The organism is Kocuria sp. PD6, from assembly GCF_031844145.1.
Classification (GTDB): domain Bacteria; phylum Actinomycetota; class Actinomycetes; order Actinomycetales; family Micrococcaceae; genus Kocuria; species Kocuria marina.
The window spans coordinates 1-18,481 of the sequence record NZ_JAUZUS010000020.1 but is presented as its reverse complement, the minus strand read 5'-3'; the positions used below and the strand labels follow the sequence as shown (position 1 = coordinate 18,481).

14 protein-coding genes, 5 pseudogenes and 1 other annotated feature are annotated in these 18,481 nt (G+C 68.2%); of the genes and pseudogenes, 6 read left to right on the top strand and 13 right to left on the bottom strand.

Annotated elements, in window-relative coordinates; translation table 11 throughout:
- Positions 1–518 precede the first annotated feature (518 nt).
- From Q9R22_RS12845 to Q9R22_RS12835, 3 genes are all read right to left on the bottom strand, one after another.
- Positions 519–1,370, bottom strand: a complete 852-nt coding sequence (locus Q9R22_RS12845; RefSeq protein ID WP_131333506.1) for a methyltransferase domain-containing protein — start codon at positions 1,368–1,370, stop codon at positions 519–521.
- 97 nt (positions 1,371–1,467) lie between these two features.
- Entirely contained in the window at positions 1,468–2,394 is a 927-nt protein-coding gene (locus Q9R22_RS12840) for an IS3 family transposase (RefSeq protein WP_131333505.1), read from the bottom strand.
- Positions 2,302–2,432, bottom strand: a sequence feature (AL1L pseudoknot). (Overlaps the previous gene by 93 nt.)
- 338 nt (positions 2,433–2,770) lie before the next feature.
- Complete coding sequence (locus Q9R22_RS12835) at positions 2,771–3,727, bottom strand: YafY family protein (protein ID WP_131333504.1); 957 nt, start codon at positions 3,725–3,727, stop codon at positions 2,771–2,773.
- 94 nt (positions 3,728–3,821) lie between these two features.
- Here Q9R22_RS12835 and Q9R22_RS12830 point away from each other — a divergent pair, with 94 nt between their 5' ends.
- Positions 3,822–4,382 (top strand): DUF664 domain-containing protein, encoded by a 561-nt coding sequence (locus tag Q9R22_RS12830; protein ID WP_131333502.1) that lies wholly within the window; start codon positions 3,822–3,824, stop codon positions 4,380–4,382.
- 81 nt (positions 4,383–4,463) lie between these two features.
- Here Q9R22_RS12830 and Q9R22_RS13360 read toward each other — a convergent pair whose 3' ends face one another.
- The 4 genes and pseudogenes from Q9R22_RS13360 to Q9R22_RS12815 all read right to left on the bottom strand — a co-directional run bounded on the left by Q9R22_RS13360 (position 4,464) and on the right by Q9R22_RS12815 (position 7,384).
- Positions 4,464–4,613, bottom strand: coding sequence for a hypothetical protein (locus Q9R22_RS13360; RefSeq protein ID WP_396415679.1), 150 nt, complete (start codon positions 4,611–4,613; stop codon positions 4,464–4,466).
- 11 nt (positions 4,614–4,624) lie between these two features.
- A pseudogene (locus tag Q9R22_RS12825) lies at positions 4,625–5,037 on the bottom strand (allantoinase AllB); the annotation flags it as partial.
- 252 nt (positions 5,038–5,289) lie between these two features.
- Positions 5,290–6,420: a glycerate kinase gene (locus Q9R22_RS12820; protein WP_131333500.1), complete on the bottom strand. Its 1,131-nt coding sequence runs from the start codon at positions 6,418–6,420 to the stop codon at positions 5,290–5,292.
- Positions 6,421–6,598: 178 nt separating this feature from the next.
- On the bottom strand, positions 6,599–7,384 hold the full coding sequence (locus Q9R22_RS12815; protein WP_131333498.1) for a hydroxypyruvate isomerase family protein: 786 nt from the start codon (positions 7,382–7,384) through the stop codon (positions 6,599–6,601).
- Between the two features lie 448 nt (positions 7,385–7,832).
- Between Q9R22_RS12815 and Q9R22_RS12810 the strand changes: the two genes are divergently transcribed.
- On the top strand, positions 7,833–8,156 hold the full coding sequence (locus tag Q9R22_RS12810) for a hypothetical protein (RefSeq protein ID WP_131333496.1): 324 nt from the start codon (positions 7,833–7,835) through the stop codon (positions 8,154–8,156).
- Between the two features lie 250 nt (positions 8,157–8,406).
- Positions 8,407–9,107 (top strand): annotated as a pseudogene (locus Q9R22_RS12805) (aspartate/glutamate racemase family protein).
- A gap of 26 nt (positions 9,108–9,133) precedes the next feature.
- Here Q9R22_RS12805 and Q9R22_RS12800 read toward each other — a convergent pair.
- Positions 9,134–9,571, bottom strand: coding sequence for a hypothetical protein (locus Q9R22_RS12800; protein ID WP_052160891.1), 438 nt, complete (start codon positions 9,569–9,571; stop codon positions 9,134–9,136).
- Between the two features lie 37 nt (positions 9,572–9,608).
- Positions 9,609–10,979, bottom strand: a complete 1,371-nt coding sequence (locus Q9R22_RS12795) for an NAD-dependent succinate-semialdehyde dehydrogenase (RefSeq protein WP_131333494.1) — start codon at positions 10,977–10,979, stop codon at positions 9,609–9,611.
- Between the two features lie 213 nt (positions 10,980–11,192).
- Here Q9R22_RS12795 and Q9R22_RS12790 point away from each other — a divergent pair, with 213 nt between their 5' ends.
- Positions 11,193–12,239 (top strand): NAD(P)-dependent alcohol dehydrogenase, encoded by a 1,047-nt coding sequence (locus Q9R22_RS12790; protein WP_064847457.1) that lies wholly within the window; start codon positions 11,193–11,195, stop codon positions 12,237–12,239.
- 209 nt (positions 12,240–12,448) lie between these two features.
- Positions 12,449–12,592, top strand: a pseudogene (locus tag Q9R22_RS13355) (hypothetical protein); the annotation flags it as partial.
- Between the two features lie 116 nt (positions 12,593–12,708).
- Here the strand turns inward: Q9R22_RS13355 and Q9R22_RS13350 are convergent.
- The 3 genes and pseudogenes from Q9R22_RS13350 to Q9R22_RS12775 all read right to left on the bottom strand — a co-directional run.
- Positions 12,709–12,846: pseudogene (locus Q9R22_RS13350) on the bottom strand (aldolase); the annotation flags it as partial.
- Positions 12,847–13,014: 168 nt separating this feature from the next.
- A complete protein-coding gene (aceB, locus tag Q9R22_RS12780) occupies positions 13,015–14,622 on the bottom strand; it encodes a malate synthase A (RefSeq protein ID WP_131333490.1) in 1,608 nt (535 codons plus the stop codon).
- Positions 14,619–15,858: pseudogene (locus Q9R22_RS12775) on the bottom strand (NAD-dependent malic enzyme). The gene aceB and the pseudogene Q9R22_RS12775 overlap by 4 nt, the downstream one beginning before the upstream one ends.
- Positions 15,859–16,060: 202 nt before the next feature.
- On the opposite strand from Q9R22_RS12775, the gene Q9R22_RS12770 reads away from it, so the two are divergent.
- Positions 16,061–16,822: an IclR family transcriptional regulator gene (locus Q9R22_RS12770; protein ID WP_131333488.1), complete on the top strand. Its 762-nt coding sequence runs from the start codon at positions 16,061–16,063 to the stop codon at positions 16,820–16,822.
- A gap of 58 nt (positions 16,823–16,880) precedes the next feature.
- On the opposite strand, the gene Q9R22_RS12765 is transcribed toward Q9R22_RS12770, so the two are convergent.
- Complete coding sequence (locus tag Q9R22_RS12765) at positions 16,881–18,215, bottom strand: aminotransferase class V-fold PLP-dependent enzyme (protein ID WP_131333486.1); 1,335 nt, start codon at positions 18,213–18,215, stop codon at positions 16,881–16,883.
- Positions 18,216–18,481 lie beyond the last annotated feature (266 nt).

The window sequence follows — 18,481 nt, the reverse complement described above, 5'->3', positions numbered from 1 at the left end:
ACTGGTGTCATGCCGGGCGGTTCGTTGAAGAACGGCTGGCCGATCCCATTGCCTCCGGGGCGCTCTCCACACCTCGGCGGCCACTCTTCGCATCGTCACCATCGAAACGGGCCGCGGGACACCCCGACAGTTCCGATCGGAAAAACTGCCTTTGACGCCACCCGTCTGCTGGGAGTGCTTGAAAACTTGCCAAAATCTCGGCTAGACCTCTCACATGGGCAACTATCCAACTCGCCATGCCCTGTCTGCGAGGCGAGGTGCCAGAGGTCTACGGACGGATTGGCGAAGCATTCGACGTCCTCTTTGGGCGGGCGGAGCACGACCCCGCCCGGCCTTCGATTGAGAGTTACCGACGTGAGGGCGAGATCGACTGTCTCGTGCCCATCGTTCGGCAGCTCGAATGACAGGTCCTGAATCGCCTGGACAGGCCCCGCCGCGAGAGTGTGTTTCGCTCACGCAACGTGCCCACCACGACTGGAGCCATGAAAACCCCGCTGTCCGCGGCTCGCTGAGGGTGGTCAGACCCTTGCGCATCGTGCTGCGAAGTCGGGGCGGGCGATGACCTCCCCGTGGGGCATGCAGAACCAGGCGTCGGGGGAGTGGCCCCAGTCCTGCCAGGCGAAGGCGATCTGCTCGACCTCGTCGGGGGAGAGGCCCTCTTCCCGCGCTCGGTCGGCGAAACCCGAGGTGCGGACGCGCTCGGCCTGGGAATCGCCCCACCAGCGCGTCGACTCGGGGGTCGCGTAGGTCCATGTGGAGGACTGGGCGGTCTCGACGTCGAGCCCGGCCTCGTGCGCCCAGGCTCGCAGCCGCCGCCCGGCATCCGGTTCGCCGCCCAGAGCCCGGGCGCTCGCGCAGTACGTCTCTCGCCAACGGTCGAGACCCGCGCTCTCGGGGTGCCAGACCATAGCGCCGTAGTCGGCGTCGCGGCACGCGATGATTCCGTCCTCGGCGCAGTGCATAGCCATCGCGCGCAGCGCCGCCACGGGGTCGGGAACGTGCTGGAGCACCTGGTGGGCGTGGACCACGTCGAAGGAACCGGTCTCGACACCCACGGTGAAAAGGTCGGAGGCGAGGAACGTGGTGGTCGTGTCCGCCCGCCTCCGCGCGTTCTCACGTGCCGCGGCGACGGCGTCCTCGGAGAAGTCGATGCCGACCACCTGCCCGGTGGGGCCCACGAGCTCCGCCAGGTCCAAGGTGATTGAACCGGGGCCGCACCCCAGGTCCAGAATTCGCATTCCGGGGCGCAGGCGGTCGAGGAAGTAGGCGCAGCTGGTCGCGGCCGTCCGCGTTCCGTGGGAGGCGAGGACCGCTGGCTGGTGGCCGTGGCTGTAGCGGAGAGGCTGGGCGGAATCGGACGGGGTGGTCATGAGGGAACGGTAGGGCGTATGCGTGAGTGGCAAAAAGGCGAGGTCGCATGGTGAGACGAGCTGACGCAACCACTGGCGCCTCAGAGACCCGGGCGTGTCACCTGGCGCTTAAGACGAGCCTCACGAGATGTACTGACCGGCGACGTTGATGGGTCGAGACGCCGTCGTCGCTGTAACAGTTGTGGCGTGAATCGACCCGGGTTTGTGAGAGGCGCGCAAGTGCCGCGTCGGCGGTCGCCGGGAGGTCGTCGATGGCCTTCCACGGTCCGCGGTTGCGGATCAGCTCGGCCTTGTAGAGCGAGTTGAAGGCGTCGGCGAGAGCGTTGTCGTAGGAGTCGCCGGTCGAACCGGCCGAGGCGACCGCGCCGGCCTTGGCGAGTCGCTCGGTGTAGCGGACGGCGACGTACTGGACGCCCTCGTCGCTGTGGTGCGTGAGACAGGAGATGTCGTGACCTGAGTGCTGACGGGTCCAGATGCCCATCTCGAGGGCGCCCAGGGCGAGGTCGGTCCGTAGCGACGTCGAGGCCTGCCAGCCGACCGCGCGCCGGGAGAACACGTCGATGACGAACGCTGCGTGGACCCAGCCCGCGAACGTGCGGCAATAGGTGGTGTCCGCGACCCGCAACTGATTCGGTCCGGTCGCCGTGAAGTTCCGCTCGACGAGGTCAGGCCGGGAGTCCGGGCCGCGGCCAGGGATCGTGGTGCGAGTCCCTTTCGCGCGGCTGATCCCGGGCAGCCCTGCCGCGCGCATCAGCGGCTCGACCGTGCAACGCGCCACCCCGACACCTTCCCGGCGCAGTTGGGCGTGGAGCTTCTTCGCGCCGTAGACCCCGAAATTCTTCGCGTGCACGCGCCGGATATCGACCAGCAGTTCCTCATCGCGCAGTGCCCGCTTCGAGGGCGGGCGGGACGTGAACGCGTCGTAGGTGCTTGGCGCGATCTGGGTGCCCGCTGCGGTGAGCGTGCGGCAGATCGGCTCGACGCCGAACTCGTGCTTGTGCTGGTCGATGAACGTCGCGATCATCTCTGTGGGCGGTCGAGCTCCGCTGCGAAAAAACCGCGGCCGATCGCAGGATCGCGTTCGCCCGGCGAAGCTCACGCACTTCCTTCTCCAGCTCAGCCAGCCGATCGGCGTGGCCGGATCCCGTCGCGCGCCCACGGCCATCCTCGTGGCACTGTCCCGAGGTTCATCGGGGGTACTTCCTCGGTGCTGCCATGAAGCTCGGTGCGCGGGAAGCGAACTTCCAGCCCTCACCCGAACCGTGACGCGTCATGCTCGACCCGATGGGTCACATCTTCTGCTTGAGCGCTGTTCGCCCGGACTGATGAGAAACTCAACCGGAGGGCCCGAAATCATCGACCTCACACCGCCCGCGGCGATCAGCCCCGGCCGGCACCCCCTAACTCGCCTCTCGCGCGTGGTCTGAGATGCGTGCCATGGCCTCCCGGAACGGATCCGCATCTGCCCCGTCCAGGACTGTCACAGGAGCTTTAAGGTCTCGGCTGACCCACAGGACGTGCCATGCGAGGTCGTCCCAATCGGGTGCGCCCACCAGGAAACGGCAGCCGCGAGCAGTGGGCTCCAGATTGCTCCGGTAGGGGGCCGGTATCCGGGCCGTGGCTTTCTCCACATCGACGCCCATCTCCACGCGGACACGGCACGGGTAGCGGCTGGCAAGATCGCGGCGGAAGTCCAGCGGCGGCGCCTCACGAACCGCGAACTGCCAGGTCGTGGCGCGGAGGTTGGTCACCCGGTCCAGGCGGAACACCCGCCAGTCGTCCCGCACGCGGTCGAAACCCCGCAAATACCAGTGCTCCCCCTGGGTCATGAGTCGCACCGGCTCCACCTCCCGGGAGCTGACCTCCCCGGTGGGCTTGCGGTAGTCGAAACGCACCAACGTGTGGTCACGCTGTGCCGTCGCCAGTTGCTGCAGCAGGTGGAGATCAACGGCAGGTCTGTTGCGCGGGAGAGCTCGAGTAGCCCCGTCAACGGCTGCGACGAGTGAGTGCAGTCGCGGAGGCAGAAGCTGGTCAAGCTTCGTCAGCGCGCGCAGAGCGGCTTCTCCCACGTCATCTGTGCCAGAGAGCGCGCCCATGCGGAGGCAGGCAACCAGGGCGACTGCTTCGTCGTCATCGAGCAGCAGGGGTGGGAGGCGGCGCCCGGTACCCAGGCGGTACCCGCCGTCCAGACCTCGTGCGGCTTCCACCGGGTAGCCCAGCTGTCGCAGCCTGGTCACATCCCTCCGTACGGTGCGCTCCGTCACTTCCAGACGGGTGGCGAGTTCGTGCGCCTTCCAGGTGGTGCGCGCTTCCAACAGCCCGAGCAGGCGAAGTACGCGCTGAGTGGTTTCGGCCATGTCTGCATTCTCGCGGAGGCAGCGGACCGAAGCTGTCCGCAGGGCCTGGTGTCATGGTCGTGACAGCGCCCACTGACCCCGAGAGGACATCATCGTGTACCTGCCCCAGATCGACAACGAGCGTGCCACGCTCTGCAACTACCTGGACGTTCAGCTCGATGCCATCCGAGCCAGCTCCTACGGTCTCGACGACGACCAGGCTCGTCGCGCTCCCCTGCGCAGCACCTTGAGCATCAGTGGGATCACCAAGCACGTCGTCTACTGCATGAAGCAGTCGCTCTTCGGAGCCGGACACCACGAGCACGACCAGCCGTTCGAGGCGTTCTTCGCGAGCTTCACGCCGTCGGACGACGAGGACATCGTGACACTGCTGGAGACCTTCGACGAGGTTCGTGGCGAATACATGAGGATGTGCCGTGACGGTGACCTCGACGCGGAGCTGCCAGTGGGCCCCATGCCCTGGGTGGGCATGACTGAAGCACGCCCGGCGAAGTTGCGATACCTCTACGTCCACCATGTGGAGGAGTTCGCCCGGCACGCGGGGCACGCCGACATCATCCGCGAGGAGATCGACGGCGCACAGGCCGCGGAGCTGCTCGCAGCGATCGAGGGACGACCCGCGAATGACTTCGTGACCCCCTGGCAGGCCAAATAGCGCCGTCGTCCTGAACGCACGATCAGCACGGCGGGCAGACGGCGCGGTGTCCCGCCGTCACAAAGGTGGGGCAGGTCGTCGTCAGGCCTGGCCGCGCGAGATCAGGCGGCCGATGGGTGTCTCGTAGTCCGCCTCGTGCCCGCCCACGAAGGTCTTGCGGATCTTCCCGGAGAGCACCGTGCCCTGGTAGGGGGTGATGGGGTTCTCATGGTTCAGTCGCTGGGCGTCCACCACGTGGCCCTCGTGGCGCCGTCCGGGATCTCCTCCGCGAGCAGTGTGACGTAGTGGGGGCGGGTCTCTACGGTGATGTCCAGGCCGTCGTTCTTCGCGGAGCGGATCATGGGGATGGCGTCCGAGGAGGACGGGTGCAGGATGTGCGAGCGCGCCCCGGTCCAGCGGGTGCGTTCGACGTTCTCCTCGAGCGCCTCCGCCATCTCGTCCGCCTCCAGGTGGGAGAACTCGTCCACCCCGGAGTGCAGCAGGAAGCACTTGAAGTCGTACACGCCGTCATCGTGCGGGGGCGCAGGTCCTCCTTGTTGCTGGGGACGGCGCCGCCCCGGAAGCCGATGTCCACGAACGCGTTGTGCGCCGTGAACAGCCGCTCGTACTCCAGGGCGGGCACGTTCACGGTGGCGGGCACGGAGTTCAGTGGCATGCGCCTGCTCTACCGTCGCCCGCACCCGCTCGTTCGCGCGCTCCTCGTCGACCTCCGGGTCTGCGGTCGCCCCGGGCCGGGGGCTCTTGTTCCGGGCGGACTCCGGGGTCTTGTTCTGACGTGAACCGTGCTGCGGGGAGGCATTCGTGGAAGGGGTGCCCTTCCGCTGGCGCGTTCCGGCGCTCGTGGCCGGGCGGTGCGGTGCGTGAGAGGCGTCTCGTCCACGAGTGCCCGTGGAAATGGAAGGCTCCGTCACTGCGAGGCGATGCGGCGACCGACCTCCCGGAGCAGGCGGGGTGCCTCTCGCATCGACGTTTCTGGGTCCGCTGCAAGCGCGCGCAGTTCGTGGACGGCGGCGAACCCCGCCTCGCGAAGTGTCGCGGCATCCAGGGTGGTGCGCCCGCACACGGCCACCACGGGCACGCCGTGGCGCCGCCCCACGTGCAGCACGCCCAGCGGCGTCTTCCCGCCGAGACTCTGCTCGTCCAGGCTGCCCTCGCCGGTGAGCAGCAGGTCCGCGCCGGCCACGGCTGCATCGAGCCCCACAAGGTCGAGCACGACGTCGATCCCCGGCCTGCGCCGCGCCCCCAGCACCGCGAGTCCCGCGTATCCGACGCCGCCCGCGGCCCCCGCGCCGGGGGCATCCGCGGCCTGGCGGGCCGGGTCGCCGAGCGCGTCCCCGAGGCGGTCGCGGAACACGGCCAGGGCGGCGTCGAGGTCCAAGACGTCTTGTTCGGAGGCGCCCTTCTGTGGGCCGAAGACCGTAGCGGCACCGCGCGGGCCGAGCAGAGGGTTGTCGACGTCCGCGGCAAGCACGAACTCGACGTCCCGGATGCGTGGGTGCAGCTGTGCGGCATCCACGTGATGCAACTCGGCGAGCGCCGCGCCGCCAGGGGGCAGGTCGCGGCCGTTCACGTCCAGCAGGCGCAGCCCCAGCGCGGCGAGCATCCCCGCGCCGCCGTCAGTGGTCGCGCTGCCGCCCACGCCGAGCAGCACGCGGGTGCAGCCGGCATCGAGCGCGGCGGCCACGAGCTCGCCCGTGCCGCGGCTCGTGGCGGTGCGGGGTGCGAGCACGGGGCGGCCGTCCTGGATGGGGAGGACAGCGAGGCCCGAAGCCAACGACATCTCCACCACGGCCTCGTCTCCGCGTCGACCCCACGCGGCGGGGACGGGACCTCCCGCGGGTCCGGGGACGGTGAGGTCGTGGCGCTCGAAGCCCGCGTCCAGGGCGGCGTCGAGCGTCCCCTCTCCGCCGTCGGCGACCGGGAGGACCTCCACGACGGCGTCCGGGCGCACCTCGGCGATGCCCGCCGCAAGCTCGGCCGCCGCCTCGTGGGCGGTCACCGACCCCTTGAACTTGTCCGGTGCCACGACGACGCGCACGGTGTCCTCCTTCTGGGGATGTCCGGTTCCGGGACCATTCCAGCACAACGCCGCCCGCGCGGTACCCGCTCGCTCGGCACCTGTTCACGTGGCGCCCGCCCGGCGTGCCCGCCCGCTCGGGGCCCGGCCACGCGGTGCTCACCCGCGCGGCCTCTGTGGGTGGGGTCGGCTTGCGGGCTCACGCGCGCCGGTCGCGGGGGAGCCACGCGAAGGGGTCGTCCTGGGAGGGGACGTACTCCAGCGCCACCGGTCCGTGGTAGCCGCGCTCGTGGGCCCGGGCCACCCACCGGAGCAGCGGCAGATCGCCCGTGCCCGGCTCGTGGCGGCCGGGCGCATCCGCGAGCTGGATGTGCCCGAACTCCGCGGCGTGCCGTTCGATCAGGGCCTCGACGTCCTCCCCGTTGACCGCCAGGTGGTAGAAGTCCGCGAGCAGCTTCACGTTCGGGCAGTTCACGCGGTCGAGCACGGCCATGACGTCCGCGGCGGTGCGCAGAGGATACGTCGAGGCGCCGGAGAGCGGTTCCACCAGGACCGTCCCGCCGAAGACCGCGACCGCGTCCGCGGCGTACCGGAAGTTCTCGACGGCGGCGTCGTCCTGCTCGGCCACGGGCACGTCCGGCAGGCGGTTGCCGTGGAGGGCGTTGAAGGCCCGGCAGCCCGTGGCCCGGGCCACGCGCACCAGGGAGTCCACGCCTCGCCGGAACTCATCCGTGCGCGTGGGGTGGGAGAGGACTCCCCGCTCACCGGCAGGCATGTCCCCGGCAAAGAAGTTCAGGCCCGTGAGCTGGACGTTCGCGTCCTCCAGCGACCGGGCGAAGTCCTCGATCTCCCTCTCGGACGGGGTGGTGGCGGGGAACGGCCACCAGAACTCGACCGCGGAGAAGCCTGCGCGCGCCACGACGGCGGGGCGCTCCAGCACGGGCAGGTCGGTCAGCATGATCGAGGCGTTCACGGTGTACCGCACGGTGGGCCCTCCCCGGGGCGGTGGCGCGGCCGCCCCGTTTTCCTACGCCTTGATTCCATGGAGTGAAATTGGAGTTCTGATGAATGAAAAAGTTATCGACCGGGTGTGATGCGCGTCAACCCGTGGTGTGAGATTTGGGAGCTGAACGGTGCGACGTCGTCTCACGGTTTTCTCCAGGACTTCGCCCGCACCACGGAGCAGGCGGGCGGTCGTCCCGAGCCCGGGCGCCTGCACGCACCGCCCGGCGTCGCCCACGAGCCGCGCTCGGACACGAGAGACAGGCTCTACACCGTGGACCTCGCTCCCACCAGCCGTTACGGGCGCACGTGGAGCGCGTACAGCATCTTCACCATGAGGGCCAACGACGTGCACTCCCTGGGCAACTACGGCTTCGCCATCGGCCTCTTCGCCCTCGGACTCTGCGTGGCAGGTGCTCACGGTCCTGGGTGTGGGCGCGCTGCAGATGCTCGCGTCCCTAGCGCTGCTGATCCTGCCGTGGAACCTCTACACCTCGCCCGTGGTGATCGTGTGCTTCCTGGGTGGGCTGGGCGCCGCTGCTCTGGTCGCTCTTCGGGATCATCATGGTGGACTACTGGCTGATCCGCCGCTCCAGCGTGAACGTGCCCCAGCTCTCCATGGACACCCACGACGGCGAGTACGTCTACCGCGGCGGCGTGACCCCCGGGCAGCCGGGGCGTTCGTCCCCACGATACTGGCCTCTCTGGCGGTCGCCCTGCTGCCCGTCTTCCAGGCCGTCGGCGAGTTCTCGTAGTTCATTGGGGCCGACCTGGGCGCCCTGTGCTACCTGGTCACCGCCAAGCGCGAGCTCGAGTGCACCGACCAGCACGGTGAGGCCATCGTGGCCGCCACTTCGCACCGACCCTGCGTCTCGCACGAGATCGCGGCCGACGACGCCGCCGCGGGCTCCCTCCCACCTGCCCCGCAGGGTGGAGCACGGCGTCGTCGTGCCACCCGATCCCCGACCACCCGAAGGACCCACCAGGCGCATCCTGACCGACAACATGAACACCACACCCTCCATGACCGAGTCCATTGCGGAGGCCCCGCGCGCCGTGGCCGAGCCCGGCGTGGAGATCGTGGGGCTCACGCCCACATTCGGCGCCGTCGTGCGAAGGGAACGTGGAGTCCTACCTCGCCGCGGTGGGGGTGATGGACGCGGTGCTGACCTACGACCCGCCCTTCACCCCTGTGATCCAGGCCAAGTTCGGCGAGCACCGGCGGGAAGGTCTGCAGGAGCTCCTCGACCAGCCCGTCGTGGACATCCCCAGGTGGCCGCTTCCATCGCCATCTTCATGAGGCGCAGCTACACCGGGAGTGAGCACCCTGGGCCGCACCGTGCCGCTCATCGAGGACCGGTTGCGGCTGGCCGGGTTGATGGAGCGCTGCGCGTCCGTGCGGGCGCCGAACACCTCCGTGCTGGACCTGGAGCGGGATGAGAACGCGGCGGTCGAGACGATCGTCGCTGAAGCGCAGCGGGCCATCGAACAGGGCCGCAGCCGAGGTGGTTGTCCTCGGCTGCGGCGGGATGGCCACCCTTGAGCACGCCGTGCTCGAGTGGTGCGGCGTGCACGTGATGGACGGCGTGGCTGCTGCGGTCACCGTGGCGCAGTCGCTGGTGTGGCTGGGGCTGAGGACCTCCAAGGTCCGCACGTACGCGACCCCTCTGCCGAAGGACCTGAAGGGTTTCCCATTCGAGCGGTGAGGCCGGCTCGCGTCCTGCGCTTCCGACTACTTCCGGGGGAAGCCCCCGGCCCGGAGGGCCGCGGCGATCAAGGCCGGTTGACCGAACAGCCGGGCCAGCCGCTTGGCATCAGTGTCCAGATTGAATGCGTCGTGCCGCTCGGCGTACTGGCTGATGTTGCCGGGGAAGATCGCGGCGTAGAACGCGGCCAGACCGGCGCCCACGGCTGCGCGCTGCCTGGGCAGCGCCAACAGTGCGGCACCAAAGGCGATCTCCACCACACCGGAGGCCAGAACCACGGTGTCCTTGTCCATGGGGAACCAGTCCGGAACCTGCGCCTGGAAGTCCTCCCGGGCAAAGGTCAAGTGGGATATGCCCGCGGTGGACATGAATGCTCCCAGGGCCAGGCGCGCCGCCGTCTCCGTCGCAGTGGGCTTGGGAGACGGTGCGGTCAGGGACTGCAGAGCCTTGGTAATGCGAGCCATAGTGCAAACCTCTCTCGTGGTGGGCGCCGGGCGGGTGTCAGCTGGCCACGCGGACGAGGTGGTGGTTGGCGAACTCGCCGAAGCCCCACCGGCCCAACTCACGGCCGTACCCCGAGCGGCGCACACCACCGAAAGGCAGACCCGGCAGGGTGGTGCCGTGCTCGTTGACGTAGGCCATGCCCACCTCGAGACGGCGCGCCACCTCCTCGGCCTTCGCGGTGTCCCGGCCCCACACGGAGCCGGAGAGACCGAAGTCGGAGTCGTTGGCAATCGCCACCGCCTCGTCCACCGAGTCGTAGGAGTAGATCACTGCCACCGGGCCGAAGATCTCCTCCTTGAACGCATCCATCTCCCGGGTCACACCGGTCAGTACCGCCGGGGACATCCACGCCCCGTCCTTATCCAGAGCCCTACCACCGGTGTGCAGGGTTGCACCCTGCTCCACCGCACGCTCGACCTGGGACACGGCGTCGTCACGGCCCTGCACGGAGGACAGGGGGCCGATCTCGGTGTCCTCCGCCAGCGGGTCCCCCACCGGCATGCCCTCGACGGTCTCGACGACCGTCTGCACGAACTCGTCGAACATGCCGGCGGGCACCAGGATGCGCTTGGGCGAGTTGCAGGCCTGGCCTGCGTTGCTCATCCGCGCCGTTGCCACGGTCGTAGCGGTCTCCTTCACGTCCACATCGTCGAGCACGATCAGCGGGTCGGACCCGCCGAGCTCCAGAACGCTCTTCTTCAGGTTCTGCGCGGCCGTGGTGGCCACCGCGGCACCGGCGCCCTCGCTGCCGGTCAGGGACACGCCCCGCACCCGCCGGTCCTCGATGATCGTGGTCACCTGGTCGGTGCTCACGAACAGGTTGATGTAGGCGTCCTCCGGGATACCCGCGGCGTGCAGGATTTCCTCGATCAGCTCACCCGTCCGGGCGCAGATGGAGGCATGCTTGAGCAGAACGGTGTTGCCCAACATGAGGTTCGGGGCCGCGAAACGCGCCACCTGGTACTGCGGGAAGTTCCACGGCATGACACCCATGAGCACACCGATGGGCTCGGTGACGACCACGGACTTGGCGTCGTCACCCACGTCCAGGGTCTCCTCCTCCAGCAGGCTCTCGCCGTGGTCGGCGTACCACTGGTAGATCGATGCCGAGAGTGCGACCTCTCCCTGCGCCTGGGCGAAGGGCTTGCCCATCTCGGTGCTGATCACGCGCGCGAGCTCGTCCCCGCGGTCCTGGAACGCCTGCGCGACACCGGCCAGCGCTTTGGCGCGGTCAGCGGCCGGGGTCTTGCGCCAGGAAGCGAACGCGGTGTCGGCGCGCTTGATCGCGCGGGTGACATCAGCATCGGTGGCCGAGGTGAACTCCTGCTCCACAATGCCGGTGGCGGGATTCTCCGTACGGAAAGCCATGATGACTCCTCACTCATCTCGATGAAACTCATCAATAACAGCGGGGAGGTGCCCGCGGATATTCCCGGCTCCTCGAAACGCCCCGCACGGTGGGGCATTCGAGGATGGGCTGGGCGAGCAACGGCCGGGTCCATGTTGTTCTGTCTGCGGATATGGTCCCCTGTGAAAGGAGTGACGTGACAAGGCCACGGCGGGGGTCTAGAGTCACGGCCCATGACTACCAATGTTGCTGCCTACCAGGCCGTCGCCTCCGACGCCCCGCTGGAGAAGGGCACCATCGAGCGCCGGGACCTGCGCCCGGACGATATCCGCATCGAAATCGAGTTCGCCGGCATCTGCCACTCCGACATCCACACCGTGCGCGAGGAGTGGGGACCGATCGAGTTCCCCATGGTCCCGGGACACGAGATCATCGGCCGCGTCACCGAGGTCGGTTCCGAGGTGACGAAGTTCTCGGTCGGCGAGCGCGCGGGCGTCGGCTGCCTGGTCGACTCCTGCCGCGAGTGCGAGTGGTGCCTGAAGGGCGAGGAGAACAACTGTCCGAAGGCCGTGGGCACCTACAACGGCAAGGACCGCTTCGACGGGCGCCCCACCGACGGCGGGTACTCGACCGAAATCCTCGTCTCCGAGGCCTTCGCGCTGCACATCCCCGAGAACCTGGACCCGGCCGCGACCACGCCGTTGCTGTGTGCGGGCATCACCACGTACTCCCCGCTACGGACATGGGGCGTCACCGAGGGCTCTAAGGTGGCCGTGGTGGGCATGGGCGGTCTGGGCCACGTGGCCGTGAAGCTCGCCGCCGCCATGGGCGCGGAGGTCACCGTGATCAGCCAGACCCGCTCCAAGGAGGAGGACGGCCGCCGCTTCGGCGCCACCGACTGGATCGCCCGCAAGGAGGATCCCGAGGCCCTCAAGAACCACAAGGGCGAGTTCGACGTCATCATCAACACCGTCTCCGCCCACGTGGACGTGCAGGAGTTCATGGCCACCCTGCGCCCGCACGGTGCCATGGTCCTGCTGGGGCTGCCCACTGAGGCCCTGGAGGTCAGCGCGGGCTCGCTCATCGGCGGCCGCAAGTCCCTCACGGGCTCCAACATCGGCGGCATCCGCGAGACCCAGGAGATGCTGGACTTCTGCGCCGAGCACGGTGTCACCGCGGAGATCGAGCTGATCAGCGCCGAGGACATCAACGAGGCCTACGACCGCGTGGTGGACTCGGACGTCCGCTACCGCTTCGTGATCGACGCGAAGACCATCTGAACACCCGCGCAGCACGCACAACGCCCCGGACCACTACGGTCCGGGGCGTTGTGCGTGCACGGGCCGTGTCCCGCCCTCGTGTAGATTGTGGAGCCGCTCCCGTCCGCTGAAAGCACTCCTGAACACGGGCCTGACACGTTGACAGGGAAAGCACCACGACGCAGTCCGCCGGCACCGGATCGACCTCGACCACCCGGGGCAAACGTCAGATGCGGTTCCTGACGGTGGGTGGCATCTGCTACCTCCCCACCATCGGCATCAACGTCCTCCTCAAGTGGGCGGTGCTGGAGGAGAAGCCCACCACTGCGCTGCTCATCGCCACCACGATCGCCAGCGTGGTCTCCTGCTTGCCAAACAAACGGTGGACCTTCAGCTCACGGGGGAGCAGGCACCCGGAAGTGGAGGCGTTCGTGTCCTCGACCGGTTCGGTGCGCAGCTTCTTGTGGACGCGGGCCACGAGATCGGGTGCCGCCGCGCCGTCGACCCCGGCGAGCTCAGCCAGGGCCGCGAGACCACCCGCTTCCCCGGTCGCCGACGACGCCGCGGCACCCCACTTGGCGGGCGTCCGCTCCGTGACGAGGTCCGCCAGGACGTAGCACGTGTGCACGGGCTGGCGGGTCCCGGAGTCCCCGGGGAGGAACCGTGCGAGGTCAGCGTCCGTGCCCGCGAGCAGCAGGTCCGCGCGGTGACCGAAGCCCGCCGGTAGAGAGGGGGCGGCCCCCGCCGCGCGGGGCGGTCGTGGCGGGGGCCGGGGTGGCGTCCAGGTGCGCCGGTGTTACTTGCTGCCTTCCATGAGGTCGTAGGCGGACAGCGTGAGGAACGCCGGGTAGTCCTCCCTGAGCACCATGTCCGAGATGAGCCGCCCGGCGGGCACGAACCACTTCTCGTAGTTCTCCTGGTCGATCTCACCGCGCAGCACCTCGAGCTGAGTGTCCAGTGCGTCGGAGACGAGCTCGCGCGTGGCGGTGTTGTCGGTGTCCGTGTAGACCACGCCGTTCTTGATCTGCTGCCAGATCTGCGAGCGGGAGATCTCCGCGGTGGCGGCGTCCTCCATCAGGTTGTGGATGGCCACCGCGCCGCTGCCGGACAGCCACACCGCCACGTAGCGGATGGCCACGTACAGGTTGGCGTTGAGTTCCTTTTCGGTGCGCTGGTCCCCCGCGGAGGGCACGTCCAGCAGCATCTCGGCGGTCACGTCCACGTCGGGGCGCTGGTGGTCCACCTGGTTGGGCTTCTCGCCGAGCACGCCGTCGAAGACCTCCTGGCACACGGGCACGAGGTCCGGGTGGGCCACCCACGAGCCGTCGAAGCCGTCATTGGCCTCGCGGGTCTTGTCGTTGCGGACCTTCTCGAAGGCGGCCCGGTTGACCTCCTCATCCTTGCGGGACGGGATGAACGCGGCCATGCCACCCATCGCGAACGCGCCGCGCTTGTGGCACGTCTGCACCAGCAGGTCCGTGTACGCGCGCATCAGGGGAGCGGTCATGGTCACGGCGGAGCGGTCCGCCAGGATGAACTTCTCCCCGGCGTCGCGGAAGTACTTGATGATGGAGAACAGGTAGTCCCAGCGTCCGGCGTTGAGCCCGGAGGCGTGGTCCCGCAGCTCGTAGAGGATCTCGTCCATCTGGAACGCGGCGGGGATGGTCTCGATCAGCACGGTCGCGCGAACGGTGCCGTGCTCGATGCCCAGGTAGTCCTCCGCGAACGTGAACACGTCGTTCCACAGTCGCGCCTCCAGGTAGGACTCCATCTTGGGCAAGTAGTAGTACGGCCCCTGGCCGTTCTCGATCAGCTGCTTCGCCGTGTGGAAGAAGTGCAGCCCGAAGTCCGTGAGGGAACCGGAACCGGTCTTCCCGTTGACCGTGATGTTGTACTCGGGCAGATGCCAGCCGCGCGGGCGCATGACCACCACGGCCAGGGGCACGTCCTCGCGGAGCTTGTACTCCTTGCCCTCCGGGGAGGTGAAGCCCAGGGTGCCGCGGGCGGCGTCGCGCAGGTTGGCGATCGCGTCCACCTGGTTGGCCCAGCTGGGGGAGGCGGCGTCCTCGAGGTCCGCGAGCCACACCTTGGCGCCGGAGTTCAGGGCATTGATGGCCATCTTCGCGGGCGACGCCGGTCCGGTCATCTCCACGCGCCGGTCCTGCAGGGCCGCGGGGGCCGGGGCGACCTTCCAGTCGCCTTCCCGAACCTCGCGCGTCTCGGGGAGGAAGTCCATGGTGCCGCTCTCGGCGGCCTTCGCGCGGGCGGTCTCGCGCTTGCCGAGCAGCTCCTCACGACGGTCCGCGAACTTCTCGTGCAGCGCCTCCACGAATGCGAGGGCGTCGGATGAGAGGATCTCGTTCGCGGCGGGGATGTTGTCGGGTGTGTTGTGGGTGATGCTCATGGGTTGCCTCCTGGATTTTCGGTGTAGTTTGTACTGCTCATTGCGGGTGCGGCAGGCCCTGCACTCGGTACGACGCCGCCGCACCCGGTCGTTCCCGTCAGCCGGCCTGGGGGGCCTCCGCCACGGACTTCACGGCCTCGGCCACGGCCGGGGCCGGGGCGACGTTCTTGGTCGAACACGCTGGGGACGATGAAGCTCGCGTTGCGCTCGTCCTCGTGCACGCAGTCGGCGATGGCCCTCGCGGCGGCCGCGAGCACCTCTGAGGTGATCTCGCAAGCGCCCGCGTCCAGCAGCCCGGGGAAGGCCAGCACGCTGTTGATCTGGTTCGGGAAGTCCGGCCGACCGGTAGCCACGACGGTCGCGGGCTCGGCACCTTCCACGGGGGTGGACCTCGGGATCCGGATTGACCATGGCGAAGACGATGTCGTCGTCGGTCATGGTCGCGATGTCGTTGCCGTCCAGGACATTGGGGGCGGAGACGCCGATGAACACGTCCGCACCAGCCACGGCCTCCTCGAGGGAGCCCGAGAAGTTGTCCTTGTTCGGGTTCTCGGCGATCCACCGCCGGTGGGAATCGGTGTAGCTCTCACTCGAGTGGATCGCGCCGTTACGTGAACACGCGATCATGTTGGCCACGCCGTCGGTGGGTAGCAGCCGGATGATCGCGTGACCCGCGGCACCCACGCCGGAGACGACCACCTTGACGTCCTTCAACGCCTTGAACAGGGAGGCCTTGCCCTCCATGACAGGCATGGCCGCGGCTGGTCCGATGTCACCGAGGCCCAGTACCGCGGTGTCGTCCGTGACCACGGCCACGGTGTTGCGCTTGACGGTCAGCCGCCGGACGTCTTTGGGGCTCTCTCGGACGGGTATGCACACGCGGGGCACGCCCGTTGTGTAGGCGCGGGAGAGGTCGTCACGGTTGCGCAGGGACACGCGCGGGGCGACCTCGATCTTGCCGCCCAGGTGGATCAGGAAGGTGCGGTCGGAGATCTTGTGGACCTTGGCGCCGTCCAGGGCGTTGAGCGCGTCGAGCACCTCGTCCCGGTGCTCGGCGTTGGACACGTTGCAGCTGATGTCCACGACGACGCTGTTGGGGAAGGACTCCACGAGGTCCAGAGCGGTCACCTGGGCGCCGGCGGCGGCCGCCGCCGTGGTGATCTCACTCGTGGAGTTGAAGGTCGCGGGCGCTTCCATGCGCAGGACCATGGAGTAGCCGGGGTTGGGAGCCGCCATGTGACGGGTTTCCTTCCGAGTCGAGCGGAACCGCGGTGGCCCGCTACCTATCCGTATTATGGAAAATAAATTTCATTAATTGAATCCTAGGCGTAGAGTACGAGGCATGACAAGGTCTTCGTGAGACGTGTTTCACATTGCGGTCACCGTACGCGACCCCACGCGGGGCGGTGATCGCTCCGGCAGTAGAGGGAGAACGGCCATGGCCGAAGGCAAGAGTGTGGGCGGCGTGCAATCGGTGGAGCGGGTCTTCGACCTTCTCAACATCATCACCGCGTCCGGAGGGGAGTCCTCCCTCAGCGAGCTCGCATCCCGGGCGGATCTTCCGCTGCCCACCATCCACCGGTTGCTACGCACCCTGATCCCGCTGGGCTACGTGCGTCAGCTGCCCAACCGCAGTTACGCGCTGGGCCCCGGACTGATCCGCCTCGGCTATGCGGCGGGCCTGCAACTGGGCACCTACGCGCAACCAGTCCTGCAGAGGCTCGTGAACGAACTGGGGGAGTCTGCCAACATGGCGGTGCTGGACGGTCACATGGTGGTCTACGTGGGTCAGGCGCAGTCCTCCCGCTCCATGCGCATGTTCACCGAGGTGGGCCGGCGCGCCCACGTGCACGACACCGGTGTGGGCAAGGCGATCCTGGCGACCCTGCCCGAACAGCAGGTCGTGTCCATCGTGGCGTCCATGGGCATGCCCACCCCCACCGAGAAGAGCCTCGGGACTGTGGACGAGCTTCTCGCCGATCTCGAAAAGATCCGAGAACGCGGCTACGCCGTGGACGACGAGGAACAGGAGATCGGCGTGCGCTGCTTCGCCATGGCACTGCCGGATGCACCCACACCCACAGCGATCTCGGTGTCCGGGCCCACGTCCCGCGTGGACTGGGGCTTCGGCGACCGCGCCGTGCCCCTGTTGCGCGAGGCCGCCGAGCGGCTGTGCGGACAGCTGGCCCAGGCCGGTTGAGCGCCTTCGTCCGAGTCTCGACGCCGCGTCGGTCCCGGTACCGTTTGGTCCACGGGTTTCAGAACCGCCTGGCGGCAGCCCTCAATGCCCGCGCCAAGCGGTCGCTGTCCTGCGGTGTGTTGTACAGGGCGGGGGTCACACGAATGACCTCGCCGTTCGTCACACCGCCGCGACGCACCGTGAATATCCCCCACGCCTTGGTGAGGTAGTCGGTGATGGCCACGCTGCGTTCCCGGGTCGTGTTCCCGTCGATCCGGAAGGACGTCAGTGCGCCGTACATGCGCCGATCCTCCGGAGTCATGATGGTCAGATTGGACACGTCCAAGACCTGGTGCACCCAGCGATCACGCAGGTACTGCAGGCGCGCGAACTTGTTGGCGGCTCCCACGGCTCGGTGGAAGTCCAGAGCCGCCGGGACCGCCAGGTAGTTGGCCGAATTGGCGGTTCCCGTGTGAATCCGTGATCGCACGTCATCGGCGTCGTGGTCCTCGTCCGCAAAATGACGATCGATATCGGGAAGGCGATCCTTCTTGATGTAGAGAAAGCCGCAGCCCAGCGGTGCGCCGATCCACTTGTGCAGATTGAACCCCACGAAGGGGCTCTCGAGATCCCTGACGCTGAAATCCACATGGCCCCACGAGTGCGCGGCATCCACGATCGTGTCGACCCCGTGCTGCGCGGCCATCCGGCTGATCTCCGCGATCGGCAGCTTGAGGCCCGTGCGGTGGGAGATATGGGTCAGCAGGAGCAATGTGATCCGCGGATTGCCCCGGAGCAGCTTGGTGTAATGATCGATCACGTTCTGGTACGTCGCGGGTTCCGGGATCGCGGTGGCGATCACGTCCACCCCGCGGCGGTCCTTGAGCCACTTCATGGCGTACTGCATGGAGTCGTAGTCGAGATCGGCGTAGGCCACGGCGTCACCGGGCTTGAGCTTGTTGTAGCCGCCGATCAGGGCCTGTAGCGCCTCCGTAGCGCCGCGCGTGATGGCGATCTCCTCCACGGAGCACCCGACAGCTTCCGCCAGTCGAGCCCGCACATCTGTGATGCGCTCCTCGTACGCGTTGCGGAGGAACCAAGAGTTCTGTTCCTGGATGGTCCGGTTGGCGTGGGCATAGGCATCTCGTACGTTCTGAGGGTTCGCTCCGAAGTACCCGTTCTCGAAGTTGGTGACGGGCATGTCCATGCGGAAATGCCGTGCGACGGTGCGCCAGTACTTCTCGTCACGGGCCAGGCGGCCTGCGGGGGTCCGCGGTGCAGTGGGCAGTCCGGAGGGGTCTCGACCATGGCGCCCACCCTGGTGGGCGTGAGCGGGGGAGGTGACGAGGCCGCCCGCCGCCAGCGCGCCCAGGCTTGCTGTTCCCGCGACCAGATTTCGGCGATTGAGTTCCATGATGTGCAGGCCCCCGGAAGTGTGCTGATGCGCACTACAGCCTGGATGCCGGACATCGCCACTAGTCAAACCGTAAATTTCCACTTTACGATCCGCAGATGAAATTCGGGTGCGCATCACGGTGCCACGCGGGCGGGGCCCTAGCCAGCGGGCTGCGTCGTCGAACCAATCGACTCATCGGGCAGTCATACGGGGTGCTTCTCGCCGGCCCATCACGGCCCGGGCACGGTGAACGCGCGGCGGTACGTCACTGTGCCGCGCGGTGT

Coding starts and splice junctions, on each gene's coding strand:
- Q9R22_RS12835 (WP_131333504.1), bottom strand. CDS start 3,727: ATGGCCGAAACCACTCAGCGCGTACTTCGCCTGCTCGGGCTGTTGGAA.
- Q9R22_RS12765 (WP_131333486.1), bottom strand. CDS start 18,215: ATGGAACTCAATCGCCGAAATCTGGTCGCGGGAACAGCAAGCCTGGGC.
- Q9R22_RS12770 (WP_131333488.1), top strand. CDS start 16,061: ATGGCCGAAGGCAAGAGTGTGGGCGGCGTGCAATCGGTGGAGCGGGTC.
- Q9R22_RS12840 (WP_131333505.1), bottom strand. CDS start 2,394: ATGATCGCGACGTTCATCGACCAGCACAAGCACGAGTTCGGCGTCGAG.
- Q9R22_RS12790 (WP_064847457.1), top strand. CDS start 11,193: ATGACTACCAATGTTGCTGCCTACCAGGCCGTCGCCTCCGACGCCCCG.
- Q9R22_RS12795 (WP_131333494.1), bottom strand. CDS start 10,979: ATGGCTTTCCGTACGGAGAATCCCGCCACCGGCATTGTGGAGCAGGAG.
- aceB (WP_131333490.1), bottom strand. CDS start 14,622: ATGAGCATCACCCACAACACACCCGACAACATCCCCGCCGCGAACGAG.
- Q9R22_RS12800 (WP_052160891.1), bottom strand. CDS start 9,571: ATGGCTCGCATTACCAAGGCTCTGCAGTCCCTGACCGCACCGTCTCCC.
- Q9R22_RS12845 (WP_131333506.1), bottom strand. CDS start 1,370: ATGACCACCCCGTCCGATTCCGCCCAGCCTCTCCGCTACAGCCACGGC.